Raw genomic sequence first — 23,847 nt, forward strand, 5'->3', positions numbered from 1 at the left:
GCCTGGGGAGTACGGCCGCAAGGTTGAAACTTAAAGCAATTGGCGGGGGAGCACACAAGGGGTGGATGCTGCGGTTTAATTGAATCCAACGTCGGAAATATTACCAGAAGCGACGGCAGGGTGAAGGCCAGACTGAAGATCTTGCCTGACGAGCCGAGAGGTAGTGCATGGCGACCGTCAGCTCGTGGTGTGAACTGTCCGGTTAAGTCCGGTAAGTTGACAGAGTGATGCTATGACACAACGATTGAGGTTGACCCCAAACACAAGCTACATGCTTGGAATGTATGTGCAGAGCACTCGTGAACGCATTGGCGTCACGTCAAAGAGAGACGAAGTTATAGAGAAGTTCGTGAAACTCTCGATGGATGAGTTCGGCGTAGAGCCGAACAAGATCCTTTTCGAGGAGCAGGCGCAGGGAACTAGCGCGTTCTTCTACAACTCGAAGCTCAAGAGGCGTTTCGACAAGGCGCTGGAAAGAAGGGATAAGCTCTTCAAGTACGGGAACGAGTACTCAGGCAGCTACATAGCCGGCATGTTCGATGTCAGCGGCGGCAAGGACAGGTACGGCCTGTATTTTGGCAGGCTTGAGCCCGTCGACGCACTGATACTCGAGAAGCTTGGGATACACACAACAGGCAGTGCGCGCGTGCGGGTCGCAAACCCGAGCGCGCTCGTGACGCTTATACGCGGTCACAGCCTAATCGTTGCGAGCATTATTCGTTGACCCGGTAACGAGCGAGACCTTCGCCAACAGTTGCAACCTTGGCAGAGATGCCGGGGGCACTCTGTTGGGACCGCCTCTGTTTAAAGAGGAGGAAGGAGAGGGCGACGATACGTCAGTATGCTCTGAATCTTCTGGGCTACACGCGGCATACAAAGGTCGGTACAATGAGATGCAACGTCGAAAGGCGAAGCAAATCCCCTAAAACCGGCCTAAGTTCGGATTGAGGGTTGAAACTCACCCTCATGAAGCTGGAATCCCTAGTAATCGCATGTCACTATCGTGCGGTGAATCTGTCCCCGCTCCTTGCACACACCGCCTACCAACTCACCCAAGTGGGGTCTTAGTGAGGCAGCGACTCTGTCGCTTTCGAACTAAGGTTCCGCGAGGAGGGGTAAGGTATAACAAGGTATCCGTAGGGGAACCTGCGGATAGATCACCTCAAAAATAATGTGTGCAAAAGCAGGCATTTCGGTACCTGCATTAATCCTCAAGACTGCGTTTTTCGCTTCCCAGCGTGAGCGCTGCGAAACCTAACGCTCTGCGCATCATATTAATATATTGAATGCGCTAGTCAAGCGTGGTAAGATGGCCAAGGTACATGAAGGCGGGCAGACGGTCCTTGTTGTAATAGCATTCCTCATCGCGATGGTCGCAATAGTATACGCGCTGGCCGTGCTCCAGAACGGGATAGGAACGCACGCGAAGGCGCGCATCATAACTGTTGGTGCGACTGGTTACGCCTCCGCGTATCCAGGCGAAGCCGATATATTCCTGCTTGTCAACGGAACTGGTGCGAGCACACAAGCTGCTGTGCAAAACATGTCAACGACCATGGCCGCCCTGAACAATACGCTGCAGCCGTACATATCCAGAAATGTCAGCAACATGAAGACCATTTCATATGCGGTCAGCAAGCCGGTGAACAGCACGCTCTACGTGGCTAGTGAGGGGCTTGAGGTGACAGTGCCGGGAATTGCCAATGCGACATCAGCGCTGCTCGCCTCAACTTCTATGGCCAACGTGTACGTAAGTGGCGTGCAGGCCGCGCTTACGCCAGCCCAGACCTCGGTGCTCAGGGTCGAAGCCGTGCAGCTGGCGCTGCAGAACGCCACAGCGCAGGCATTGGCCGTGTCTAAGAGCATATCGTTGCAGAACGTGAGCATAAGCGGCTTTTACATACACCCGTTTGCCGAGCTTACCGGGGCGGAACTTGCCGCCGGCGCCGCGCCCTCGAGCATCAACTCGCTGTTCTACGGAGGCCTTGTGGGCGTCACGGTGAGCGTCAGTGCGCAGTTCGCCTATAGCTAAGCGCAGCACGTGGATCCCGGATGGGTGCGCGCCCGCGGCCAGCAACCGGCCCGCCTGCGCTCCCCACAGAATCTTTTTAAACCTTCACAGCGAATACCAGCTGTCCTTTTTGATTCGGGGATAAAATGAGTTTCTACATATATACCCTAGCAGCCGGAGTAGCCGCGCTGCTGTTCTCGCTGTTTGCGGCGTACTTCACGCTCAGGCAGCCCGAAGGCACTGCAAAGATGCGCGAGATATCTATGGCGATACGCGCTGGCTCGAAAGCCTACCTCAACAGGCAGCTCAAGACCATAGCCACGTTCGGCGTCATACTCGCTATACTGTTCTACTTCATACCACACGGCGGCGAGATTGATATCGCGTTCGCTACCGGTGCAATCGCATCTTACCTGACGGCCTACATAGGCATGAACGTGGCAGTGCGCGCCAACGTGCGCACGGCCAAGAGCGCCGAGAAAGGCGTGAAGCACGCTTTCAGCCTCGCGGTGATTGGCGGCTCGGTAACGGGCTTCGTTGCCGTGGGCCTCGGCCTCATAAGCATATCGCTGCTTCTCCTTTACCTAACGCTTTCGAAGGTCGCCATATTGATAGGATTCGGCTTCGGGGCCTCGCTCATCTCGCTGTTTGCAAGGGTCGGCGGCGGCATATACACCAAGGCTGCGGACGTGGGCGCTGATCTTGTAGGCAAGACTGAGCTCAACCTGCCTGAGGACGATCCTAGGAATCCAGCAGTCATTGCGGACAACGTGGGCGACAACGTGGGCGACTGCGCCGGAATGAGCGCAGACGTATTCGAGAGCTACGCGGTGACGCTCGTTGCAGCATTGCTCATAGCGAACAGCATCAAGAGCGTGACAACCTCCATGTTTTCGTATCCATTGCTCATTGCCGGCGTCGGCATAGTCGGCAGCCTTATCGCGATGGTGCTCGTAAAGTCTTTCGCCAAGCCTGTCAGAGCGCTCTACGCCATAATACTCACGGCAGTTGTAGTTTCTGGCATTCTTGATCTCGTACTTACAGCCGTGATGGGCTTGCCGCTAACGTACTTCGTGTCCGTGGCATCCGGCCTGGTCATCGCAATACTAATATTCTGGATTACTGACTACTACACCGGCAACGTCAGCAAGCCGGTGATAAAGATAGCAACAGCAGCGAAGGGCGGAGCAGGGACTGACGTTATCATGGGCCTGGCTGTGGGCCTAAGGAGCACGTGGATGCCTGTGCTCATAATAGTCGCGGCCATATTCGTCAGCTACTTTGCGGTCAACAGCGTCTACGGCATAGGCATAGCCGCAGTTGGCATGCTTTCACTTACAGCAACGATTCTTACGATCGACTCGTTCGGGCCGATAACCGACAATGCCGGCGGCATAGCCGAGATGAGCGGCATGGCGCCGAGCGTCAGGAAGATAACAGATCATCTTGACGCCATAGGCAATACGACCAAGGCCACGACGAAGGGCTTCGCCATAGGCGGCGCGGCCCTGTCCGCTGTAGCGCTCTTCGTTGCTTTTTCAAGTGCTGTAGGCCTGACGTCGATAGACGCGCTCACTCCATTGGTGACGATCGGCATATTCATAGGCGCGCTGCTGCCGTTCATATTCTCCTCTTTCCTCATGGAGGCTGTAGGGCATGCAGCAAACTTGATGGTCGAGGAGGTGCGCAGGCAGGTCAAGACAATAAAAGGCCTGCTCCAGGGCAAGGCTAATCCAGACTACGCAAAGGCCGTGGACATAGCAACGGTAAACGCGCTCAAGTCGCTGATAGTGCCAGAGGTGATAGCGATAGGCACGCCAATAGTGGTGGGCCTGGTGCTCGGAAAGGCAGCGCTCGGCGGCCTGCTAGTCGGCATGATACCCACAAGCTTTGTGCTGGCCCTGTTCATGGCCAATGCGGGCGGCGCTATGGACAACGCCAAGAAGTACGTGGAGAGCGGCAACTTCGGAGGCAAGGGCAGCGATGCGCACAAAGCTGCAGTAGTGGGCGACACGCTCGGCGACCCGCTCAAGGACACGGCAGGCCCGTCGCTGAACTCGATGATAAAGGTCGTTAGCACCATAAGCATACTGCTGGCGCCGATATTCGTCGCGTACACGCTGCTCTGATTCTTCTGCCCGGCCTGCGTGCCGGGCTCATTTCTGTTCCACGACTGCCTTGATGCGCCTGATTCCCGCAGCGACAGCCTCCTGCTTGATTATCCTGAAATGGCCGAGCTCGCGCGTGTTCTTAACATGCGGCCCGCCGCAGATCTCTATTGAGTAAACGGTGCCGTCTTTCGCGATCGTATAGACCTTTACCGTGCTCTCGTACCTGCTTTCGAACACTCCCTGCGCTCCGAGCCTCTTCGCCTCATCAACGCTCATCGTGCGGAACGAGACGTCTGCACCGGCCTTTATCACGTTATTGACCCAGTCCTCTACCTTTTTTATCTGCTCGTCGGTGAGCTTCTTGTCATAGTTGAAGTCGAACCTGAGCCTTTCAGCAGTGATGTTCGATCCCATCTGGTGTATCGAAGGGTCTACGACCTTCCTAAGCGCCTCGTTGAGGAGGTGCGTTGCTGTGTGGAGCTTCGTTGTCTCGGCACTGTTGTCCGCGAGTCCGCCCTTGAATTTCTGCTCTGCCCCCTTCCGAGAGAGCTCCTGATGCTCCCTCATAAGCGCGTTGAAGCCCTCGCGATCGACCTTAAAGCCCCTCTCAGTGCATATCTCTGCCGTTATCTCAAGTGGGAACCCGAATGATTGGAATAAATCAAATGCATCCTTGGCGCTCAGTTCCTTCTGGCTGGATTTGGCGAGCTTGTCAAGTATGCTTTCGAGATGCGCGGTACCGTTCCCAAGCGCGGCAGAGAACTTGTCCTCTTCCTTATCGAGCTCGGCAAGTATATGCCCGCTGTTTCGTTTGAGTTCTGGATAGTACTCGCCCATAACATCTATCACTACCTTGGCCACCTCAGAGCAGAACTTTCCAGTGAGGCCGAGCCCCCTCGCATGCCTGATGCTCCTCCTTATGAAACGGCGCAGTATGTATCCCTGCTCCACGTTGCTCGGCACGATGTGCTTGTCTTCGCCTAGAATCATTACCGCGGCGCGAATATGATCGGTAATTATGCGCGCGCTGCGGTTGGTCCTTTCAATGCCTGGTTTTGACAGCGACAGCACCTTGCCAAGGATGGGCGCGAGCGTGTCGCATTCGTACACGCTATCAAAGCCGTTGAGCGCGGCGATCGTGCGTTCTACACCCATGCCTGTATCGACGTTTTTCTGTGACAGCGGCTCGAATTTTCCATCCTTTGTCTTGTTGTACTGCATCAGCACGTCGTTCCATATCTCGCAGAACGCTCCGTTGCCCGTGAGCTTCAAAAAGTCTTCTGTGTTTTTCTCTTGGATCTCCTGCACATGGTAGAACATCTCAGTGTCTGGGCCGCACGGCCCTGTCTCCCCAACAGGCCCCCACCAGTTGTCCTGTTTCCCGAGGAAGTGTATCCTGTTTTTTGGCATGCCCAGGCTTTCCCAGATGCGTGCGGATTCATCATCGCGCGGTGCATCATCATCACCTGCAAAGCATGTAACGCTTATCTGCTCTGCAGGTATGCCGAGCTGCTCGGTGAGGAACTCGAAGCTCATCTTTATGGCTTCGTCCTTGAAATAGTCGCCCAGCGACCAGTTCCCCATCATTTCGAAGAAGCTGAGATGCCACAAATCGCCCACATCATCTATGTCCACGGTGCGTATGCATTTCTGTATGCTGCAAATGCGCCTGCCGGAAGGATGCGGCTCGCCTGCCAGGAACGGGGCGAGAGGCTGCATTCCTGCCATTACGAAAAGCGCGCTCGGATCGTTCTCCGGTATGAGCGATGCGCTATCAATCACCTTGTGGCCATGCTTCTGGAAAAACTCAATATACTTCTTCTTCAGCTCAGAAGTTGAAATCATCTCAACACCATGGGTATATCAGATCACGAATCAAGCTTCTTCTGCGGCCACCACACCTTGCACTGCTTGCCGAAGAAGATGCAGTAGTCGCACTTCCATTTCTCTTCGAAAGGTACAGGCACGGCCTTGCGTTCCCCAGTCCAGTACTTCATCGCAAAGGCCGTTATATCATTGAATTCCTGCTCTGTATACTGCAGCCTCATGGTTTTCAGCGTCTTTCCGCTGAACTGGTCTATGTAGTGCAATTGCACCGTGTTGCTCAGCCTGCCCAGCTTCGTGCACTTCTCGAAGAACTCATTGGAGGCATGCCTTATGCTCCTCGCATCTTTGGCCACGCCGATTGCATCCAGCTGCCTGGTAAACTCGTCGGTCAGAGAGAGCCTGTCTACTCCATAGCTCCTGCAGAAATTCTCTGAAGTGTAGAGGCCGTCGCGCAGGTCCTGCAGCATCTTCCTGTAGAGCATGACCTGCACCCTGTGCGGCCTTATCTGGGGTTCGGAGAACTGGCTCCTCTCGGACTTGGTCTTGTCCTCGCTCACCATTATCCCATCATCATGAACGAGCAGCTCGTCTATCTTGCCTACTAGCTTGTAGCCGTTGACCGAGCCGTAGACCTGCACCTCGCGCGTGCGCCTGTTCTTGTGCAGGGAATCGAGCGCCATGCTGTTCGTATAGAGCATCTTGTACAGATAATCTGCATAGCTCTTCGGCTCCAAAGGCAGGGGCTCGTTCACCTCGTTCTCGAGCTCTTCGTGCATGCTGCGCCCCTTCCGCATCTCGGCCGTGACCTTCTCGCCTACGGTGTAGCCGAGCTCCATCTTGAGCTCGCACCAGTACTGCGAGGCTATGTCCGTCGCGCGTATGCTCGTCTTGTGCAGTCTCTCAAGCACGTTCATGAAAAGTCAGCCCGCCTACTTATCGTCATAGCTAAAAGCTCAGCGATTACCTCACTCATCACAATGGTAATTAACGTCATGCGTATAAATAGGTTTTGACGGGAAATTTATCCAGACGGGCAAAGCATAAATATGTGGATATAGTGAGTAGGTGCTGGTGAGGCCATGTTAGGCTCGAAGGAAAATAAGAACACTGCAACTGATGAGTACTATTCAAAACGGTCGGATGCAGCTAATGCGCGCGCAGATAACGCTCGCAATGCAGTCGAAGCGTTAAACGCAGAAAGAAGGCAGCAGCGTCTCCTAAGAAAGGAGGAGAAGAGGGCCGAAAGGGAGGAGTTTAAGCTTGAAGTGAAAAAGGCAGGATACCACACAAGAATCAGCTATCATATATCTGGGTTTATAGATGGCATTGCGAATGCAACCAAGATCTCAAAACCAACGCTAATAGCAACATTTGTTACGGGAGGGGCATTTTTAGGTTCAGTGGCTGCGATATATGCGGGGGCTGCCACAGGAAACGTGACACTGGTGAATGCTTCAATAATCTCACTTTTTGTCTCTTTTGGTACGGCAGGGCCCCTATGGGGCCGATTTCTTGGCAGCTTGCCTGTCGCATCCAATTAAATATGAAAGTAGCTATGTAAAGCTGAGACCAACCTACTTGCTAATGTGTTTCAGCGCGAATTTATACACGATATATAGTGCTATCGCGAATATGCCAACTGCTGTTAGCGTTATCACTGCGTTGTTGGTTGAGAGCGCCTTCATCCCGAAAATCAGGAGCACGGCATCGTATATCGCCGCGCCTGCAACCGAATACCCGAAGAACCTCTTCGGCTCCATCCGTGCAAAGCCCGCCGGGAAGCTCATTATCGTCCTTATGACGGGCACGAGCCTTGAGAGGAACACGGCCGCGAGGCCGTTGCGTGCGAACCATGCGTCGAAGGCATCCAGCCTTTCCTGCGTCACGTGGAAGAACCTGAGGTGCCTGTAAACTACATCCTTGCCCAGGAAGTAGCCTATGTAATAGTCTATCGCTATGCCTGCAAGGCTGCCAAGCAGCGCCGCAATGTATGCAGGCACGAAACGCAACGTGCCGTTCGCCACGAATATCCCAGCGAGCGGGAGTATCACCTCGCTCGGCACGGGAATCGAGGAGCTCTCGAGGAGCATCAGCCCGAAGACCGCAAGCAGGCCGTAATGCGACATGAGCGTTTGTATTGTGGCGTAGGCGTTGCTGAAGAGGGAAGAAATTATGCCTAAGATTATGTAACTAACCATAAGTAACACGTCTGCAATACTTGACTATCAAGGTTTATGAATGTTGGGGCGCATCTGAAACGCGCAATCTTTAATGCTAAATATGTTTCCTGAGATGGACTGTTGATGCGCATCATAAAGTTCTACGAGAACGACGGGACGCTTAAGGTCAAGGTCGACAGGCTGGAAGACCTATGGACCATACAGCGCGTCATATTTCCCGGAGATCTCGTGAAGTCGCAGAGCCTGCGCCGCTTCAAGTCCAGCGAAAGCGATGTTGGCGAGCTCAAGGAAGTGGTGGTGCGCCTGCGCACCGAGAAGACCGAGCTGGACAAGAACGCGGAGCGCCTTAGGGTGATGGGCAAGATAGTGGAGGGCAAGCCCATGGACTACATAAGGCTCAATAGCTACCACACCCTCAACGTGGCGCCCGGTGACACGATAGAGATCACAAAGCCGAGATGGCCCAGTTACATGCTGGAAGTGGTGCGCGACTCTGTATCGGACATGAAAAAGCCGAGGCTCGGCATAATAGTGGCAGATGACGAGAAGGCCCAGCCCGCATATCTGCTCGGCTACGGCATAGAGTTCAAGAAGGAGATATACAGCGGCCTGAGCAAGAAGATGACGCCCAAGGACTTCGCCGAGCAGGAGAAGAAGTACTTCAAGGCAATATCTGATGCCATAGAAGAGATGAAAGTAGACACGGTGATACTCGCAGGGCCGGGCTTCACCAAGGACGACGTCAAGAAGTACATGGACGAGAATGGCATAACAAAAAGGCTCACCAAGCGGCTAATGCTAGAGCAAGCGAGCACCCCGGAGCGTTCCGGCGTCTACGAGCTCATAAAGGGCGAGCGCGTGGCGGAGATACTGGAGAAGGAGCGCATACGCGATGAATTCCTGCTCATGGAGAAATTTCTGCAGGGCCTGGACAGCAAATCATCGCGCTATGGAGCGAATAACGTAATGGAGGCGATAGGCGCGTATGAAGCCTCGACAGTCCTCGTGAACGACAGTGTGCTGGGCGCCAGCGAAGTGCAGGAGGCGCTGGCCGCTGCCGAGGAGAAGAAGTTAACCATAAAAGTCTTCAACTCTGACGACGAGGTGGGCCAGCAGCTCCATTCCTTCAAGGACATAGCGTCTATCGTGTGAGACGCTGGCCAAACCTTGGACAGATTTTAATGCAGGGGATAGGCTCAGACAAGGCTTCTATGGCGCAATATGTTCCATTACTTCGAATACTAACAGGACGAGTTCCTTACTCACTACCACAAAAGAAGCAACGTAGAGACAACGAACATGGCTATAAAGACCAAGCTCGGCGACTTCCTCAAGAACAAGAACTACGTATCTCAGGCTAATGAACTCCTGTGCAAGCTGATAGCTTACAACATAACAGTCTTGATAAGTGCGATGTATGAGTTGGGGGATAGAAACTGATTTAGGATTAAAGCCTGTTATTAAGGTAGATTAGTCGCTCTATTAGTTCAGGTATTTTTAGTGCGTCTACCTCATTCTTATTTGAATAAAAAGTTAGAGAGTGCGCACCAGAATTAGAGGTTTCTCTTATTGGTTTAATCAACGTCAAAATAACTTCAACTACTGGCACATCTGGTGCGAAATTTGCCTTTCTTGTCTCCAATTCATCTATAAGAACAGAAAAATCCTTGAAGCGACGTTTGTTGGTAATGTAATACACATCAAGACCGTTAATTGCAACAGGATATTTTTTCCTTAAAATATCAATTAGTAAATTCTCCACTAATTTTCGTGATAACATAAGCGCAGAAGTAAACAAACTATAACTGTAAGCCTTATTTATCTCATTTTTTAGATTCTCATATAACGGTTCACCTAAATCCATCATTATAAATACATTTGATAGATACGGTGTTATAGAGATTGTAAGCGTAGTGTCTGCATAACTGAACTGCTTTGAGGTTTCGTCATATTGTATTCCATTTTCCTTTAATGACTCTATAAGCTCTGGGCGCCAATATTTAATCTGTTCGCCCTGTTCATTCCAACTGTTCCAAGTATATCCTTTTACAGTATGGTCTACCAGTACTTCTTTTGCAAACTTTAATGTATCTTCAGTAGTTAAAACTGCCATTAATGTTTTTCTCAGTTCGCCCCTCAATATGCCTCTTTTGTCCCTATCAGATAATCCCTCGTAAAGCTCGGATGGTGGATTTTCCATCTCCGACATGAATTTTTTTAAAATTGCAGTAACATCTTTTGATAATTGTAAAGACAATAGCACTTTTGCTCCAGTAGTACCTACGGTAAGCGGTCTTTCATAGTCATACCTAAAAGCTAATATTTTAATGAGAAGCTCATTTATCCTTGGATTAATTACTATGTCATTTACGTTTGGCATAAGCTCACTAATAGATAGTATCACATTCTGCTCATAAATTATTAAATCTGCTCAGTAATAGGATTTATGAGCAGCATTTATTAGCAAAGCCCTCCTGGACGGCCTTGTTTAAAAACTCTGAATCTGTCTAAAAACTCATTTGTTTGTCTAAAAAGTGTCTAAAAACCCTACCTAACTATGAGCCTGTATTTTATGCCCCTCTTCTCGCACCATTCCTTGGCTTTGTAGAAATAATACGATTAATTCTACAGATTTATGATTAAAACGACAAAATCAGTTTTCGTGTCCTTCTTTGCATATTTTATACAGTGTTTCTATGTTATTGATGGCTTTATCACCATCATTAATTATTATGTTATCCTTTTTATCCTGTTTTTTAAGTGCTTCATAATCACTTAGATTTCTATTAGCTGTGAAGATTATACTCTGAAATGGCGGGTCTTTGGAACTAACATAAAGCGTATGCTCCCATATTCGCTTTACTTCATCCTCAATAGCTTCAATATCTAATGGCTCATTCTGTGGTCTTATTGCTGGTTCTAAGATATTGATTGTAGAATCATCTATTTCATTAGTAAGCTCTGTTGCAAAACGATCAAACGATTTTTTAGAGGTTATAATTTGTTTCCTCTTATTTTGCAATGTATTTGTGTTGATATACATAAGTTTATACACAAAGTTGGCAAAAGTTGTGCCATTTAATTTCTCCTTTATCTCCATTATCCCATTAAAATCAAAAATAATTCTATACGGAATAAAAGATCTGGTCATAGAAATAGCCTACTTTAGATATTTGCTAATGAAAGTAGGGTCAATTTTTGTTATATCAACTATTTTTATAGCACCACTCCTAACTTTCTTAACTAATAGCAGATCATCTGAATTAAGACCGTCCATCTTATTGATAAGTGAATTGTCATCAAGTATCAACGGATCTATTTTTATAAGGTCTTTTATATCGGCTACACTATCAACATCGTAGAACGTAACTGATGCAGGAATAGTGGCACCATCGGTCATCATATCACCTTGATATAATTATCTCATTTAGATATGAGAAGATATGTTTATAAACCTTAACATAAGCATCAATTTGAAGAAGTTTGGATCAAACGACTATTTTCTCTCCAAGTTTGCTTTTGTGTATCCGTGTTCATTTAAGAATGCCTCGATAATGCTGGCACAGACCTTAGAATCTGAATCTGTCTTATAGACTCTATCTTTAAGATCTTGGACTATCTCATAAATACCTAAATCGAAAGTAACCTGAATTTTCTTCGAGCCTTTATCTTTCTCCATAAAGCCTTGAAGTTGTCCATAAAGTAGTAGTTTTTGAACAAGGCTCTCCTGGACAGGTATTGTCCACAAACTCGGCACCTAAATCAGGATGTCGTATTCGGCACCTTAAGTTTTGATGCTAATAAAGTGTTAGGCTATGTTTCCGCTATTATTAAACCTTTTTAAAGATAGCATGTTTAATCTGACTATGGCAATTTGGGTATTTGTATCTCTTTTTGTGCTTGCTGTATTTATTGTATCTTTTGTCTTTGTATTAGCTTACTTCATAATGGATATTTATAGAAGATTCCATAAGCGTTTTAAGAATCCACTCGAAGATATACTTAGCATCTTGATTGTCATTTACTTTGCAAGCCTGCTTATTCTCATAGTATCTGCCTTTGAAATTAATTACCTACACGACCCACTAAACGCAAGCACAACAAATACTATATATGACCAATTTGCATCTTTCATAAATTGGATTGTAGATAACCTTGTGCCTATAGTGGGTTCCAGCATTGTTATAGGTATAATTGTGGCGAGCTTCTCTGCGGGTAGAGCATGGAATAGAGTATCAAATGTATTAAAACAATTTGAACCAGATAATCCTGAATCTATCCCGAAGCGATTAGAAAAAATGGGAAACTCATTAACCAAAATAGAATCTAAAGTGGATAGAACAAAAGAGGACATTGACAAACTTGATGGCGAATATAACGAACACATAAGGATTCACCACTCTAAATAAGGTCACTGACTTAATTTTATCAGGCTCAGCCACCTATTCCTGTTCGCACCTATGCTTATCCCAGCAACCTCAGAAGGTGTCAGTCCGTTAAAAGTCATGTGTGGTTTTATGAAGTTGTAATACGTCTTCCAATTCTCTATGTATTGCTCGGCGGTCTTTTCGTTCTTTAGACCTCTTATTACCTTGTCTCGCTCCCTAAACGTCGCATGATATCGCTCTATGAGCTGGTTGTCCACCTTCTTTGTCATGTGATAGACCCTCTCATGCGGCTTGTCCCTAAGCCTCTCAGGGACAAACAAGCGTCCATGTGTCGGGAACTCTTGACGTATCGCCTTTTTGTAGAACTGCCCTTTGTCTGTGGCAATCTCCTTAGGCTTCTGCGATAGGTAAGGCTTTGCCTTCTGTATTATGTTTCTTGCATCGTTTATGAACCTTGCCCTTGTTATCTGGTTAGCCAGCAGAAACCTTGTCTTATTGTCAAGGACGTTCCAGCACCACTCGTTCTCCTTGCCGATTTGGACTGACTGCTCGTCTATGTGTATCCTCTCACTTGTCTGTGGTTTCAGGTTTGCTGTGTAATCGTTTATCCTTGCCATGAAGCGGTTAATCCAGCGTCTTACTGTCTCATTGTGCAGTTTCAGCCCGAAGTTCTTGTAGAGCGTGTCCTGAATGTCCCTTAGACTATTGCCTTTGTAATACATATCAAGGGTAAGACAAACTATCCGAGCGTTGCCCTTTATGCCCTTAGTTGGGTCAAGGACGAAGAAGGCACCGCACTCTAAGCACCTGTATTTCTGCTTTGCTCCCGACTTGTTCTTCCTGAGACCCTTCTGTATTATCCTCTCGCTCTTGCAGTTGGGGCACATCTTCTCGTCCATTATGCCCTCAACGTCGAAGTCGTCCATCTCGACCTTGTTCTTTAGCTTGTTGAACAGGATTATGGCGTCTATGTGCTTGCAATAGAGACCCTTGTCCTTGCACCTATATATGAAATCAGGGCAGTCGCAGGAATAGGTATCTATGTGGCTTACCTTGTATCTCTTAGTCCTATCGGAAGAGGGCACCAGATAAACCCCTTCGTCAAGCACTTCTGGCACCGCTTTGTTGAGCAACGCCGACGCCCTCTCTTTCCTGACATTAGACTGCCTTTTCAAGACATTGCAATCCGCATTCATAATCTCACAGTAATACTACGCAATAGAAGATATATATACCTATTGGTATATTATTTATACTAAAGAATACGACGATAAGTTTAAATACTTATTAGTATAATACTTCTAATATGGCAAAGGTAAAAATCGACGGGTATAAATGCGAGAGGTGCGGACATATTTGGTTTCCGAGAAGCTATACTACGCAAGAGCCCAAAGTATGTCCTCGCTGTAAATCACCCTATTGGAATAAGCCCCGAAATGTGAAATAAGCACCATATACATTGGTTCTTCTCTCATGCCTGAATTGTATGGTACTCTGACGATATCAAGAGCTAACTATTAACCTTTTGTATAGTCTGATGGATAGCTTTAAATAGTTATTTCTTCACAATACTGTACGGGGAATTGTCCCATAGGTCGATAAATTGACTGAAACAGAAAAACCGTTGGTGTTGCCTTATAACGTCAATATAGACGTCTTGTTCAAGGTAGTGGATGAGCTTCGCACTGCTGGTCAAGGGGGCGAGAAGAAGGCAGTAGTGTGGCAACACATAGGTCAGGACAAGAAGGCGAGTTATAGCTACGTCTTCAATATGGCTAAGGCGTTGGGGTTCATAGAAGATGACTATACTACGGCAAAGATAACCTCTTTTGGTAAGAGTGTTGGCTTTCTATCTGGGGAAAAGAAGAATGAAACACTTGCCAGAAATCTGCCTGCTCTGTATAACACCATATTGAAGTGGGTTTATTATAGCGATGCAAAGGAATTGGAGACAAACGACATTAAGTCACGCCTAAGTTCGTCAGGAATTACACTACCTGACAGTGTACTGGATGCTGGTGTAGGAACGTTTGCTCATTACTGCGAGCGGTTGGGTATCTTGAGATACATCGGGAGAGGGAAGGGAACGAAAGTTGTCCTGACGGACTTCGGTAAGCGAATATTTGGGAGTAGTACTACAGATATGTCAGCACAGGATAACAAATCAGAAGAGGTAGATACGTCGCGGTCGGGAGACACCCCGCAACAGAAACAAGGTATTGCAGTTGCAGGCGAATACGTTGTCCGCATAATAACTCCCGATAGGGATTTCGTTTGGGACATCAGGGCAATCTCTGATTTGCCACAATTCAAGGCAATACTTGACGCGACGGAGAAAGCGATAGAAGAGGACTGGAAGAGGAAACACCAGAATAATACGGAAAATCACGCTGATTAATCAGGATACGGGATGAACACGGGGGGAACACCTGTCCACCAGATAGGCAGTTCCCCTCGTGTCTGTATCATACAATATTTTTTATCCTCGATAATCTATATACCTTTCGGTAATATCGTGCTGGGTGCCGAATGCGACATTACATCACGGGTGCCGAGGATGCGACAGAACCCCTGGACACAAGCTTTAAATATGATGCGCCTTCACAAGATATTGACAGAGGGGCAATCATAGCTCCGCATATACAACCAGGCAGTTAGCCGGTGTGAAGATGCAGTTGCAAACGTTGCGCACGTGGTATATAGGCTCATCCTTTAGGCGCAGCGTCAGCATCGATTGCATCATGAAGCTCACACCAAACAACTACCACCTGGCTGCATAAACACTTTCCAGAAAAGAGGTGTTTCATGTGGGCCGGATGGTAGTAGAAACTAGAGTATATTCTAAGGCGGTTGTGCTTACTGAGCGCGAGCAGCTGCTCATGCTCGAGATAGGCACCGATAGCATAGACAGCGCCAGCTCGTTCGTCAACTACATCAGCGAGATGTATGGCTTTTCGAAGAGCTCGGTGTGGTACACGCTCAACAAGCTGAAGGAGCGCGGGCTTGCCGATTTTGCGAGCAAGGAAGAGCCTGGCAAGGGGCTCAGCCTGACGCAGTCTGGCATGGCGGGGATGCGCGGTATGGAGCGCCAGAAGGCCGCAATACTTGACAAGTTCGCCAACTCTTTCCTGAGCGGAGCTGATGCTCCACTCCAGGACGACAGCACCTGGGCGAGGATGAGCATAAGGACAAGGGCATAGGTGGTGAAGCAGCGCGCAGGGGCAAAGCCCCTGCGCCACTACCAGGCTTCGCATGCGCCCTCTCAAAAGGTATCGGTTATGACCCTCTTCTTCTTACGATTCGTTTCCCTTCAATCGCCCAAATCCGCAAAGCAAATAATTAATAGCTGCACTGCATGTTAGTGTTTAGGCGCATGGCATGGCTGAGAATATCAAAGGAAGAATGGTGTGGCTAGACGGCAAGATTGTCAGCTACGAAGAGGCGAAGGTCCCGATACTGACCCATTCGTTGCAGTACGGCAGCGGCATCTTCGAAGGCATTCGTGCATATCAAACGAAGAAAGGTGCCGCAATATTCAGGCTTCCAGAGCACGTAAAGCGATTCCAGCACAGCGCCAAGATATACTCAATGGAACTCGGCCGATCTGATGGAGAGCTGTCCCGCGCCATAATAGACACGGTGAAGGCCAATGGCCTAGATTCCTGCTACATAAGGCCCTTCGCATTTTATAACGATGACAAGATAGGCATGAGCACTACCGGCAAGAAGATCAGCGTGTACATTGCCGCTGTGCCGTTCGGCGCGTATTTCGGCGCGGCAAAAGAGCGCGGAATAAGGTGCAAGGTGTCTTCATGGAGGCGCATAAACTCCGATATACTGCCTGTGGAAGCCAAGGCGAGCGGCAACTACATAAACTCGATAATGGCCAACAACGAGGCGAGGGCATCAGGGTTTGACGAGGCCATACTGCTTTCAAGTAACGGCTACGTAGCAGAAGGCCCAGGCGAAAATATATTCATAGTCAAGGATGGCGAACTTATCACCCCTGGAATAAGCTCAGACATACTCCTGGGGATAACCCGCGACAGCCTAATTGAGATAGCTGATAAGCTGGGGATTAATGTGGCGCAGCGCGAGCTCCATCACGAGGAGCTTTACACGGCAGACGAGGCATTCTTTGCGGGCACCGCAGCTGAGATTACCCCGATAGTGAACATAGACGGCATGGGCATCGGCGAAGGCAAGCCAGGCCGGATTACTATGATGCTGTCAAAGAAATACGACAGCATAGTTCGCGGCAATGAGAAGGCCTATGCCAGGTGGCTGACCTACGTAAAATGAGCAGTCAAAGGAGCTTCAGCCCCTTGGTGAACTGGTCTATCTCTGCGCTCTTCCACGGACCTATGCCAAGGGCAGTCTTGCTGCCTGGTGGTATTTCAGTAAGGCCGGCATCGGTCACCAGCGCGCACGGCACGCCCTTGTACTTGAAGGCGTTGTAGAGCTTGACCAGCGCTTCCTCGTCGCTGACCTTGAGCACTATCTTCTTCTCGCCGCTGTCAAGCCACTCCTTGGCTATTCTCTTGTCAGCTTTCTCGGCCTCGAAGTAGCTCATGAGCGATGCATGCGCAACCTGCGCGGCCGCCTTGCCCCTGCCCATATCAAGGTCGGTCCTGACAACTATTGCCTGCTTTATCTCGTCCACGTTGACCGCTAATATTTTGCATGCAAAGGAATAAGAAGCGTCAATCAGGTCGCATTCCTTGAGGGCGTCTTGGCGCCCCGCAGCTTGACCGGCAACGTACCGTCGAAACCCTTTGTCAATTCGGTATCCTTGCCCTCCAGACGATCAATCATGTAAGTTACTGCCTTTGGCAGGTCTTCATGCGTGGTTACGATAAGGCGCCCGCTTCCCATCGACTTCAGGACACTGTCTTCAATGAACTGATAGCCCTCAATCACGAGTATCGTAGGCACCCTTTTTATCCCTGCGAAGTAAATTGCAGCAGGACTGTAATCTTCAACTATGAAGGATGGGGGCTCGCCGTCTATTTTGCGGGCCTTGCCGAATACCCGCTCCCATCTGACCGTTGCTCTTATATGCTCCCTCTCAAGCCTCGCCTCCATGTCCACGCATCTTCCGGCTTCATCACGGTAAGTAGGATTGGCGGTTTCGATGTATATTTGATAACCCCTGTCCTGGGCTATGCCCATGGCAATCAGGTTCTGCCTGTCAAAGGACAGCTTCTGGTCCAGATGGTTGGAAATAGGGCCGCGGGCGTTCGGTGGCAGCATCATAATGCTGCTGAAAATCCCCTCAGTGGGGAGCTTGAATCCGAAATGCTTGTTGGGTATGCCGTCGCCGCGCCGCAGCATAGTTGTTATCGCTGCGTCAATGGTAGGTATGGTAGGGCCTTCCAAATCCCATACTGCGGCATGCGCCATCTGGATCGCTGAAGAATACAATGAATTGCCAGATTTATATTCGTCTATGTCTTGTTCGTCGATTGTCAAGTATTATTAAATTATGCGTCAGGCATTTAGTTTTTGAAGGTCATGATATCCGTGAACCGCATGCCGACTTCGAACGAGGCTGAATCCATAGCTTCAAAGTACATAAGGGATTACTACTCAAAGCACCCTATCAGCGTGGCGAACATCGCGTCGCGGGAGTTCGGCTTCGGCGATTTCGAGAAGAAGATAAAGGTCAGGCACCTATCTTTCGCGAGCGACAAGGAGCTAAACCGCTACCTTGTCGACAACGCACCGCCATTCGTTTCTTGCTCTTCGGCGCTCTACGAACGCCCGGCTGCGCAGCCCATGGAAGCCAAGGGCAGGAAGGGCGCGGAGCTCGTCTTCGACCTCGATGCGACCGACATGCGTCTGGCGTGCCAGAAGGAGCATGGCGCCTCCTGGGTGTGCGAAAACTGCCTTTCTGCGGTCAAAGCAGAGACCGTCAAGCTTATAGAGGATTTCCTTGTGCCAGACTTCGGCTTCTCTGCCGACGAGATATCGGTTAACTTCAGCGGCAACCGTGGCTACCATGTGCACGTAAACAGCGAGGAGGTGTTCCAGCTTGACGGCAATGCCAGGAAGCAGATAAGCGACTACATAACGGGCACCGGCATGCGCATCGAGAGCTTCTTCCCGACAATAGGCCAGCGCGGCATGCGCCTCGAGGGCCCGAAGCCAACGGACTTCGGCTGGGGCGGCAAGCTGGCCAAAGGCATAATCGCGGCGCTCAACAAGGGCACGGACGCGCTCACTGTCCTTGGGATAAGCGCTATAGAGGCCAGGTTCCTGGAGAAGAACAAGGCTGCGGTGATACTCGGAATAACGACCGGCAATTGGGACAAGGTGCGCATAACTAAGAAGGCCGAGTTCTGGGCCAACGTAGTGAAGGGCATGACTATAAAGCAGAGCGACTCGATAGACAGGAACGTCACGAACGATCCATCGCACATGCTCAGGGTGCCTGAGACGCTCCATGGCGACACGATGCTCGTAGCAAAGCGCATCGGCTCGGTCAAGGAGCTGGAGAAGTTCGAGCCGATGAGGGACTCGATAGCATTCCAGGGAGGCACGATGCTGGTGCACGCCACAAAGGCGCCTACGCTAACTATGGATGGCAAGGTGTTCGGCCCATATGAGAACAAGGACGTTGCGCTGCCGACATATGCGGCGCTCTACTTGCTGATGAAGCGCGCCGCGGTGCCGGCATGAGGCGATGACATGAACGCGAATAAAGAGCTGGTTGAAAGGCTGAATAATTCCGGCGCCGCGAAGAGGGCGCCGGGCAACGAATGGTACAAATTGCGTTCTGGCGATAAATCGAAATATTACATTGACGTCAAGACGTTCGATGCCGATCCTGCCAATCTCAAGCTTATCGTGGCTGCACTTTCAGGAATGATACGCGAAAATGCAGTCGCAGGCATAGAGATGGGCTCGGTACCTATAGCGGTAGGGGTGTCGCTCGCGACTGACAAGATGTGCTACATAGTCAGGAAGGACAGGAAGGCCCACGGCGATACCTCATTGCTGATGGGCGGCGATGTGTCAGGCAAGAACGTTGCAGTAATAGACGACGTGGTGACGAAAGGCGGCTCTGTGCTGTATGCAGTCGATGTCCTGAGGGAACGCAAGGCGATAGTCGAGCACGCGTACTGCGTGGTAGACAGGGAGGAGGGCGGAAGTGATGCAATCGGGGCTGCAGGCGTAAGGCTGCATTCATTAGTTAGGAAATCCGAGCTTTTCGGGACTGATCATTGAATCGCGTTTGGGGATTGAATGGAGATAAGCGATAAAAGGCTGGAAGAGCTGGTAAAGGCACGTGCGAAGAAATACATGGAGAGCCGCATAGTTGAGGTGCTGCCCATCTTCAGCGACGGCACGGTTCTGGTGAACCGGCAGTACAGGAAGACATCCGGAGAATGGGGCTTCGAGCTTCCGCGCGGCAAGATAGACGAAGGCGAGAAACCAGAAGATGCTGCCGCGCGAGAGCTGAGGGAGGAGACCGGCTTCAGGGCCGACAGCCTGAAGCTGATGTTCGCCACTCGCCTCGTCGCGAACATAGACTCGATGAAGAGCTACTACTACCTGGCAGAAGGCCTTCACGAAGGCGAGCCTAATAGGGAGGAAGGCGAGCAGATAGAGACTAATAGGGTAAGCATGGGAGAGCTGATGGCGCTCATAAGGGATGGGAAGATGTCAGACACATCAGGAATGTCGGCGGTGATGTACTACAACATGTTCCTTGCCAGGCATTGACCGGGCTGGGGCCGTTCCCCTTTCCGCAACGTTCCTGATAGGTATTTATTCTGATGCCTGGATATTGTTATGATAGAATGGCCGAACGGCTGCTTGTGCTGGCAGTGGACATAGACAACGACCTCTACCGCAAGGCGAAGAAGACCGGCCCTGTGATAGGCAGGGACGCAAACGTCAAAGCGGCTACGTCGCTCGCGCTTGCAGATCCACAGGATACAGACTCGAACACGATGTTTGAGGCGGTGCACAAGTATGAAGAGCTCAAGAAGCAGGGCTATGATGTCGAGATCGCAACGATAACTGGCTCTGAGAACGAGGGCTATACGGCAGATGCGGAGCTCTCGAGGCAGCTGGACATGCTGCTTGACAGGCTCAAGGTCGATGCCTGCGTGCTGGTAACCGACGGCGCCAGCGACACGCGCGTGCTCCCCATACTGAAGACGCGCATAAAGGTCAACAGCGTCGACTTCGTGCGTATGAAGCAGGCCGAGCAGTTCGAGAACGCATACTTCGCGGTTCTCGAGAAGCTCAAGGAGCCACATTATGCGCGCATAGTGTTCGGCATACCGGCCGTATTGCTGCTGCTGTTTGCGGTAAGCTACTACCTGAACTACGGGTGGCAGCTGCCCGTCGCGCTAATAGGATTATATCTCGTCATAAAGGGCTTCGGCCTTGAGGATGCGTTGGTATCGTCGTTCAGGGGCTTCGGCTTCAGCATAAGCAGGCTGAGCTTTTTGTTCTACGTGAGCGCCCTGCTCTTCTTCTTCATAGGCCTGGTGCTCGGGTTCGGTGCTTTCGTGCACAACCCGGTTGCAAACCAGCTGTCGAGGGATTCCTATGCTGTGCAGGGCTTCCTCCTGGTATTCCCGATAAGCATAGGCCTGTATTTAATCGGCCGCATAATGGACCTGGAGAGCAGGCACATGCGCTACAGGGCGATAAACCAAGGCACGTACATCAGCTATTCGATAGTATCTCTCGCCATACTCTACATACTAACCGAGTGGTTCATAGGCCAGATATACTTCTGGCAGTTCCTGCTCTGGGTGGCGGGGCTCATAGTGATAGGCTATGGCATATCGGTGCTGAGCGGCATGGTCAAGAGATACGCTGTTGAGCGCTCCTCGCTGAAGAACAAGAGCGTCATAAACGACATAGGCGCCTACATAGGCAAGGTCACTGGCGTAGACACGAAGCGCGGTGTCATGTCAGTGCGCACAGACTACGGCAGCACTATAAGCCTCGAGATCGACCGCATAAGCACTTCGGAAGCTGACCGCATCATAGTGCGCTGACGGGGCTAAACATGCCACGGGGCCTGAACATGCATGATACCGACAGCAACCCGGCAATCCTAGATAACAGGAACATAGTGTTGCACGAGCTCATAGGCCTGAAGGTAAGGGTGCTGAAGGGCCCCTACGCAGGGAAGAAGGGCTCGCTCAGGGGCATCGTGATAGGCGAGACGAAGAACACCATTGTAGTAGAAACGAGGCACGGCGACAGGACTGTGCCAAAACTTGGCAGCATCTTCGCATTCGAGGTAGGCGCACAGCGCTTCGTCGTAGAAGGCAGGGAGATAAACTTCAGGCCCTTCGAGCGCACAGAGAAGGCCCTCAAATTCTACAAGGCCCGAAGAGCATAGTTTTTATATATTAATACCATCATATTAAACGCAATTCATACCTTTTGGTTTTTTGCTTTGCTACAGCAGAATGTGCGGAACTGCATCATGTCTGCTTTTCATGCAAGTGATTGATTGGAATGCGAAGACCCTAAATGCCCGATTCACGGCAGCCTCAAGACGCACGGCAGCGAGATTGAGGGCGTCGTCGTCAGCGACCGCGCCGCCAAGACCGTCATAATCGAGAGGCCCTATACTACTTTCCTCAAGAAATACGAGCGCTCGCTCAGGAAGACCTCGCGCATAGCCGCGTACAACCCTGCATGCATAGGGGCCAAGACTGGCGACCGCGTGGTGATAGCCGGCACCAGGAAGCTCAGCAAGACAAAGTCGTTCGTAGTGACGAAGATAATAGCCAGGGCGGTTGCATGAAGGGTTTGGCCACAAAGATATCGAAGAGCCTGGTTCCGGGCAGCATACTCACCTGCGCCGACAACAGCGGCGCCAAGACCCTCATGATAATAAACAAGATAGGAAAGGCTGGCTCGCACAAGAGGATGGCATCGTCAGGCATAGGTGACATAGTGCTGGCCAGCGTGAAGAGCGGCACGCCGCAATACATAAAGAAGAAGGTGCGCGCAGTGATAATAAGGCAGCGCCAGCCCATGCGCAGGGCATCAGGCATGCGCGTCAGGTTCGAGGATAATGCAGCAATACTAATAACGGACAGCGACCTGCCGGTCGCGACCGAGGTCAAGGGCGCTATGGCGCGTGAGGTCATAGAGCGCTACATCAAGCTGGCAGGCATAGCCTCGAGGGTGGTATGATGATAAAGAGCGGCAAACCACGCATGCAGAGGAAATACCGCTACACCGCGCCTATGCACTCAAGGCAGCATTTCCTGCACGTGCACCTGAGCAAGGAGGCGCGGCAGAAGCTTGGGATAAAGATGAGGGCGGTGCAGGTGTCGAAGGGCGACACGGTCAAGATAATGAGCGGTTCGAAGAAGGGCACGACCGGCAAGGTCACGCGCGTAAGCCTGCGCGGCGGAGTGCTCTACATAGATTCGTATAAGAGGAAGGACGCCAAGGGCAAGGAGCTCAGCGTGGCTGTGAACGCCAGCAATGTATATATAACCGATCTCAATCTATCGGACAAGCTGAGGGTATCGCGCCTCAAGCCGACGCAGCGGGTCCAGGCTGCAGCAGCCGCGCCCACGGCCGAGTCGGCGCCAAAGGCAGCGCCGAAGGCAGAAGCAGCAACTGCAGCTCCGCCGAAACCAGAGAGTGATGTTCATGGCTAACAAAGGCAACAAACGGCACATGAAGAGCCTTCACGCGCCCCAGTACTATGGTGTGCATAGGAAGGAGCACGCCTACGTGGCGAAGCAGAGCCCCGGCAGGCACACGCTCGGCAAGAGCGTGCCTTTGAGCGCTGCCCTCGCTAAGCTTGGTATTGCCGGCAGCATGACCGAGGCGAGGCGCGCAATAAAGGAAGGCAGCGTTACGGTCGGAGGCAAGCCCCGCCGCAGCCCATCGTTCCCTGTGGGCATAAACGACATAATAACAATCAAGGGCGGAACCAAATACCTGGTGTCGATAAACGAGCAGGGCAAGGTATCGTTCAAGCAGGCAGACGCAGACACTACGCACTACAAGGTGGTCGGCAAGTACAAGGCGAAGGATGGCCGCATAATGGCAAGGCTGCATGACGGCTCTGTCCTCGCGTTCAAGAGCGCCAAGGAATTCTCTGTGGGCGACTCGGTGCTCGTCGACGCCAGCAGGGCCTTCAAGGGCGTGGTGCCGCTAAAGGCAGGCGCCGAATGCTTCATAGTAGACGGCGTGCACACAGGCGCGAAGGGCAGGATCGCCGAGCTCAAGCCCGGCAACATGCACACCGGCGCATCTGCCGTTGTCGAGCAGGGCGCAGGCGACAAGTTTGAGACGCTGGTAAGGAACATCATAGTGGTCGGCTGATA

General features: G+C 50.7%; 28 protein-coding genes and 1 rRNA gene. 19 read left to right on the forward strand and 10 right to left on the reverse strand.

Features of this window, described 5'->3' with window-relative positions:
- The 3 genes from M1158_00715 to M1158_00725 form a co-directional block, all read left to right on the forward strand.
- Positions 1 to 1,166, forward strand: a 16S ribosomal RNA gene (locus M1158_00715); the annotation flags it as partial.
- A gap of 143 nt (positions 1,167 to 1,309) precedes the next feature.
- Positions 1,310 to 2,032 carry an SIMPL domain-containing protein gene (locus M1158_00720; protein ID MCL5099630.1) on the forward strand — a complete coding sequence of 241 codons (723 nt, stop codon included), beginning with the start codon at positions 1,310 to 1,312 and terminating at the stop codon, positions 2,030 to 2,032.
- Between the two features lie 125 nt (positions 2,033 to 2,157).
- The gene (locus M1158_00725; protein MCL5099631.1) at positions 2,158 to 4,140 is read left to right on the forward strand and encodes a sodium-translocating pyrophosphatase; all 1,983 of its coding nucleotides are present in this window, start codon (positions 2,158 to 2,160) and stop codon (positions 4,138 to 4,140) included.
- A gap of 27 nt (positions 4,141 to 4,167) precedes the next feature.
- Here the strand turns inward: M1158_00725 and M1158_00730 are convergent, their stop codons facing one another.
- Both M1158_00730 and M1158_00735 read right to left on the reverse strand, forming a co-directional pair.
- Entirely contained in the window at positions 4,168 to 5,967 is a 1,800-nt protein-coding gene (locus M1158_00730) for an alanine--tRNA ligase (GenBank protein MCL5099632.1), read from the reverse strand.
- 23 nt (positions 5,968 to 5,990) lie between these two features.
- Positions 5,991 to 6,857, reverse strand: a complete 867-nt coding sequence (locus M1158_00735; GenBank protein MCL5099633.1) for an exonuclease V — start codon at positions 6,855 to 6,857, stop codon at positions 5,991 to 5,993.
- Between the two features lie 171 nt (positions 6,858 to 7,028).
- On the opposite strand from M1158_00735, the gene M1158_00740 reads away from it, so the two are divergent.
- Positions 7,029 to 7,490 (forward strand): hypothetical protein, encoded by a 462-nt coding sequence (locus M1158_00740; GenBank protein ID MCL5099634.1) that lies wholly within the window; start codon positions 7,029 to 7,031, stop codon positions 7,488 to 7,490.
- A 33-nt stretch (positions 7,491 to 7,523) separates the two neighbouring features.
- Here M1158_00740 and M1158_00745 read toward each other — a convergent pair whose 3' ends face one another.
- Entirely contained in the window at positions 7,524 to 8,147 is a 624-nt protein-coding gene (locus M1158_00745) for a DedA family protein (GenBank protein MCL5099635.1), read from the reverse strand.
- A gap of 105 nt (positions 8,148 to 8,252) precedes the next feature.
- On the opposite strand from M1158_00745, the gene M1158_00750 reads away from it, so the two are divergent.
- Together M1158_00750 and M1158_00755 are read left to right on the forward strand one after the other, a co-directional pair.
- Positions 8,253 to 9,281, forward strand: a complete 1,029-nt coding sequence (locus M1158_00750) for an mRNA surveillance protein pelota (GenBank protein MCL5099636.1) — start codon at positions 8,253 to 8,255, stop codon at positions 9,279 to 9,281.
- 147 nt (positions 9,282 to 9,428) lie between these two features.
- Positions 9,429 to 9,569, forward strand: a complete 141-nt coding sequence (locus tag M1158_00755) for a hypothetical protein (protein MCL5099637.1) — start codon at positions 9,429 to 9,431, stop codon at positions 9,567 to 9,569.
- Positions 9,570 to 9,576: 7 nt separating this feature from the next.
- Here M1158_00755 and M1158_00760 read toward each other — a convergent pair whose 3' ends face one another.
- The 4 genes from M1158_00760 to M1158_00775 all read right to left on the reverse strand — a co-directional run bounded on the left by M1158_00760 (position 9,577) and on the right by M1158_00775 (position 11,877).
- Positions 9,577 to 10,509 carry a hypothetical protein gene (locus M1158_00760; protein ID MCL5099638.1) on the reverse strand — a complete coding sequence of 311 codons (933 nt, stop codon included), beginning with the start codon at positions 10,507 to 10,509 and terminating at the stop codon, positions 9,577 to 9,579.
- 273 nt (positions 10,510 to 10,782) lie between these two features.
- Positions 10,783 to 11,229 carry a hypothetical protein gene (locus M1158_00765; GenBank protein MCL5099639.1) on the reverse strand — a complete coding sequence of 149 codons (447 nt, stop codon included), beginning with the start codon at positions 11,227 to 11,229 and terminating at the stop codon, positions 10,783 to 10,785.
- A 60-nt stretch (positions 11,230 to 11,289) separates the two neighbouring features.
- Positions 11,290 to 11,529: a hypothetical protein gene (locus tag M1158_00770; protein ID MCL5099640.1), complete on the reverse strand. Its 240-nt coding sequence runs from the start codon at positions 11,527 to 11,529 to the stop codon at positions 11,290 to 11,292.
- Between the two features lie 96 nt (positions 11,530 to 11,625).
- A complete protein-coding gene (locus tag M1158_00775; GenBank protein ID MCL5099641.1) occupies positions 11,626 to 11,877 on the reverse strand; it encodes a hypothetical protein in 252 nt (83 codons plus the stop codon).
- 118 nt (positions 11,878 to 11,995) lie between these two features.
- Between M1158_00775 and M1158_00780 the strand changes: the two genes are divergently transcribed.
- Positions 11,996 to 12,538, forward strand: a complete 543-nt coding sequence (locus M1158_00780; GenBank protein ID MCL5099642.1) for a hypothetical protein — start codon at positions 11,996 to 11,998, stop codon at positions 12,536 to 12,538.
- Between the two features lie 2 nt (positions 12,539 to 12,540).
- Here M1158_00780 and M1158_00785 read toward each other — a convergent pair whose 3' ends face one another.
- The gene (locus M1158_00785; GenBank protein ID MCL5099643.1) at positions 12,541 to 13,713 is read right to left on the reverse strand and encodes a DDE-type integrase/transposase/recombinase; all 1,173 of its coding nucleotides are present in this window, start codon (positions 13,711 to 13,713) and stop codon (positions 12,541 to 12,543) included.
- A 407-nt stretch (positions 13,714 to 14,120) separates the two neighbouring features.
- Here M1158_00785 and M1158_00790 point away from each other — a divergent pair, with 407 nt between their 5' ends.
- The 3 genes from M1158_00790 (at position 14,121) to M1158_00800 (ending at position 16,819) form a co-directional block, all read left to right on the forward strand.
- Positions 14,121 to 14,915 (forward strand): hypothetical protein, encoded by a 795-nt coding sequence (locus M1158_00790; protein ID MCL5099644.1) that lies wholly within the window; start codon positions 14,121 to 14,123, stop codon positions 14,913 to 14,915.
- 418 nt (positions 14,916 to 15,333) lie between these two features.
- The gene (locus M1158_00795) at positions 15,334 to 15,717 is read left to right on the forward strand and encodes a hypothetical protein (GenBank protein MCL5099645.1); all 384 of its coding nucleotides are present in this window, start codon (positions 15,334 to 15,336) and stop codon (positions 15,715 to 15,717) included.
- 178 nt (positions 15,718 to 15,895) lie between these two features.
- The gene (locus tag M1158_00800; GenBank protein MCL5099646.1) at positions 15,896 to 16,819 is read left to right on the forward strand and encodes a branched-chain amino acid transaminase; all 924 of its coding nucleotides are present in this window, start codon (positions 15,896 to 15,898) and stop codon (positions 16,817 to 16,819) included.
- Positions 16,820 to 16,823: 4 nt separating this feature from the next.
- On the opposite strand, the gene pth2 is transcribed toward M1158_00800, so the two are convergent.
- Together pth2 and M1158_00810 are read right to left on the reverse strand one after the other, a co-directional pair.
- A complete protein-coding gene (gene pth2, locus M1158_00805) occupies positions 16,824 to 17,180 on the reverse strand; it encodes a peptidyl-tRNA hydrolase Pth2 (protein ID MCL5099647.1) in 357 nt (118 codons plus the stop codon).
- Between the two features lie 44 nt (positions 17,181 to 17,224).
- A complete protein-coding gene (locus M1158_00810) occupies positions 17,225 to 17,989 on the reverse strand; it encodes a hypothetical protein (protein ID MCL5099648.1) in 765 nt (254 codons plus the stop codon).
- A 42-nt stretch (positions 17,990 to 18,031) separates the two neighbouring features.
- On the opposite strand from M1158_00810, the gene priS reads away from it, so the two are divergent.
- The 9 genes from priS to M1158_00855 all read left to right on the forward strand — a co-directional run bounded on the left by priS (position 18,032) and on the right by M1158_00855 (position 23,845).
- Positions 18,032 to 19,198: a DNA primase catalytic subunit PriS gene (gene priS, locus M1158_00815; GenBank protein ID MCL5099649.1), complete on the forward strand. Its 1,167-nt coding sequence runs from the start codon at positions 18,032 to 18,034 to the stop codon at positions 19,196 to 19,198.
- Positions 19,199 to 19,207: 9 nt separating this feature from the next.
- Positions 19,208 to 19,747 (forward strand): orotate phosphoribosyltransferase, encoded by a 540-nt coding sequence (gene pyrE, locus M1158_00820; protein MCL5099650.1) that lies wholly within the window; start codon positions 19,208 to 19,210, stop codon positions 19,745 to 19,747.
- Positions 19,748 to 19,765: 18 nt separating this feature from the next.
- On the forward strand, positions 19,766 to 20,245 hold the full coding sequence (locus M1158_00825) for an NUDIX hydrolase (GenBank protein ID MCL5099651.1): 480 nt from the start codon (positions 19,766 to 19,768) through the stop codon (positions 20,243 to 20,245).
- A gap of 77 nt (positions 20,246 to 20,322) precedes the next feature.
- Positions 20,323 to 21,540 carry a DUF373 family protein gene (locus tag M1158_00830; GenBank protein MCL5099652.1) on the forward strand — a complete coding sequence of 406 codons (1,218 nt, stop codon included), beginning with the start codon at positions 20,323 to 20,325 and terminating at the stop codon, positions 21,538 to 21,540.
- An 11-nt stretch (positions 21,541 to 21,551) separates the two neighbouring features.
- A complete protein-coding gene (locus tag M1158_00835) occupies positions 21,552 to 21,890 on the forward strand; it encodes a ribonuclease P protein subunit (protein ID MCL5099653.1) in 339 nt (112 codons plus the stop codon).
- A 114-nt stretch (positions 21,891 to 22,004) separates the two neighbouring features.
- Complete coding sequence (locus M1158_00840; protein MCL5099654.1) at positions 22,005 to 22,301, forward strand: 30S ribosomal protein S17; 297 nt, start codon at positions 22,005 to 22,007, stop codon at positions 22,299 to 22,301.
- On the forward strand, positions 22,298 to 22,696 hold the full coding sequence (locus M1158_00845) for an uL14 family ribosomal protein (protein MCL5099655.1): 399 nt from the start codon (positions 22,298 to 22,300) through the stop codon (positions 22,694 to 22,696). The genes M1158_00840 and M1158_00845 overlap by 4 nt, the downstream gene beginning before the upstream one ends.
- A complete protein-coding gene (gene rplX, locus M1158_00850) occupies positions 22,696 to 23,172 on the forward strand; it encodes a 50S ribosomal protein L24 (protein ID MCL5099656.1) in 477 nt (158 codons plus the stop codon). The genes M1158_00845 and rplX overlap by 1 nt, the downstream gene beginning before the upstream one ends.
- Positions 23,165 to 23,845, forward strand: coding sequence for a S4 domain-containing protein (locus M1158_00855; GenBank protein ID MCL5099657.1), 681 nt, complete (start codon positions 23,165 to 23,167; stop codon positions 23,843 to 23,845). Before rplX ends, M1158_00855 begins: the two co-directional genes overlap by 8 nt.
- Positions 23,846 to 23,847 lie beyond the last annotated feature (2 nt).

Source organism: Candidatus Marsarchaeota archaeon (genome assembly GCA_023473665.1).
Taxonomy (GTDB): domain Archaea; phylum Micrarchaeota; class Micrarchaeia; order Micrarchaeales; family Micrarchaeaceae; genus JAMCYM01.

What these genes read in the sequence shown, in the direction of transcription:
- M1158_00760 (MCL5099638.1), bottom strand. Translation starts at nt 10,509, where the DNA reads ATGCCAAACGTAAATGACATAGTAATTAATCCAAGGATAAATGAGCTT.
- M1158_00720 (MCL5099630.1), top strand. Translation starts at nt 1,310, where the DNA reads ATGGCCAAGGTACATGAAGGCGGGCAGACGGTCCTTGTTGTAATAGCA.
- M1158_00855 (MCL5099657.1), top strand. Translation starts at nt 23,165, where the DNA reads ATGGCTAACAAAGGCAACAAACGGCACATGAAGAGCCTTCACGCGCCC.
- rplX (MCL5099656.1), top strand. Translation starts at nt 22,696, where the DNA reads ATGATAAAGAGCGGCAAACCACGCATGCAGAGGAAATACCGCTACACC.
- M1158_00845 (MCL5099655.1), top strand. Translation starts at nt 22,298, where the DNA reads ATGAAGGGTTTGGCCACAAAGATATCGAAGAGCCTGGTTCCGGGCAGC.
- M1158_00780 (MCL5099642.1), top strand. Translation starts at nt 11,996, where the DNA reads ATGGCAATTTGGGTATTTGTATCTCTTTTTGTGCTTGCTGTATTTATT.
- M1158_00835 (MCL5099653.1), top strand. Translation starts at nt 21,552, where the DNA reads ATGCCACGGGGCCTGAACATGCATGATACCGACAGCAACCCGGCAATC.
- M1158_00825 (MCL5099651.1), top strand. Translation starts at nt 19,766, where the DNA reads ATGGAGATAAGCGATAAAAGGCTGGAAGAGCTGGTAAAGGCACGTGCG.
- M1158_00740 (MCL5099634.1), top strand. Translation starts at nt 7,029, where the DNA reads ATGTTAGGCTCGAAGGAAAATAAGAACACTGCAACTGATGAGTACTAT.
- M1158_00765 (MCL5099639.1), bottom strand. Translation starts at nt 11,229, where the DNA reads ATGGAGATAAAGGAGAAATTAAATGGCACAACTTTTGCCAACTTTGTG.
- M1158_00830 (MCL5099652.1), top strand. Translation starts at nt 20,323, where the DNA reads ATGGCCGAACGGCTGCTTGTGCTGGCAGTGGACATAGACAACGACCTC.
- priS (MCL5099649.1), top strand. Translation starts at nt 18,032, where the DNA reads ATGATATCCGTGAACCGCATGCCGACTTCGAACGAGGCTGAATCCATA.
- pyrE (MCL5099650.1), top strand. Translation starts at nt 19,208, where the DNA reads ATGAACGCGAATAAAGAGCTGGTTGAAAGGCTGAATAATTCCGGCGCC.
- M1158_00750 (MCL5099636.1), top strand. Translation starts at nt 8,253, where the DNA reads ATGCGCATCATAAAGTTCTACGAGAACGACGGGACGCTTAAGGTCAAG.
- M1158_00725 (MCL5099631.1), top strand. Translation starts at nt 2,158, where the DNA reads ATGAGTTTCTACATATATACCCTAGCAGCCGGAGTAGCCGCGCTGCTG.
- M1158_00785 (MCL5099643.1), bottom strand. Translation starts at nt 13,713, where the DNA reads ATGAATGCGGATTGCAATGTCTTGAAAAGGCAGTCTAATGTCAGGAAA.
- M1158_00745 (MCL5099635.1), bottom strand. Translation starts at nt 8,147, where the DNA reads ATGGTTAGTTACATAATCTTAGGCATAATTTCTTCCCTCTTCAGCAAC.
- M1158_00795 (MCL5099645.1), top strand. Translation starts at nt 15,334, where the DNA reads ATGGTAGTAGAAACTAGAGTATATTCTAAGGCGGTTGTGCTTACTGAG.
- M1158_00800 (MCL5099646.1), top strand. Translation starts at nt 15,896, where the DNA reads ATGGCTGAGAATATCAAAGGAAGAATGGTGTGGCTAGACGGCAAGATT.
- M1158_00755 (MCL5099637.1), top strand. Translation starts at nt 9,429, where the DNA reads ATGGCTATAAAGACCAAGCTCGGCGACTTCCTCAAGAACAAGAACTAC.
- M1158_00770 (MCL5099640.1), bottom strand. Translation starts at nt 11,529, where the DNA reads ATGACCGATGGTGCCACTATTCCTGCATCAGTTACGTTCTACGATGTT.
- M1158_00730 (MCL5099632.1), bottom strand. Translation starts at nt 5,967, where the DNA reads ATGATTTCAACTTCTGAGCTGAAGAAGAAGTATATTGAGTTTTTCCAG.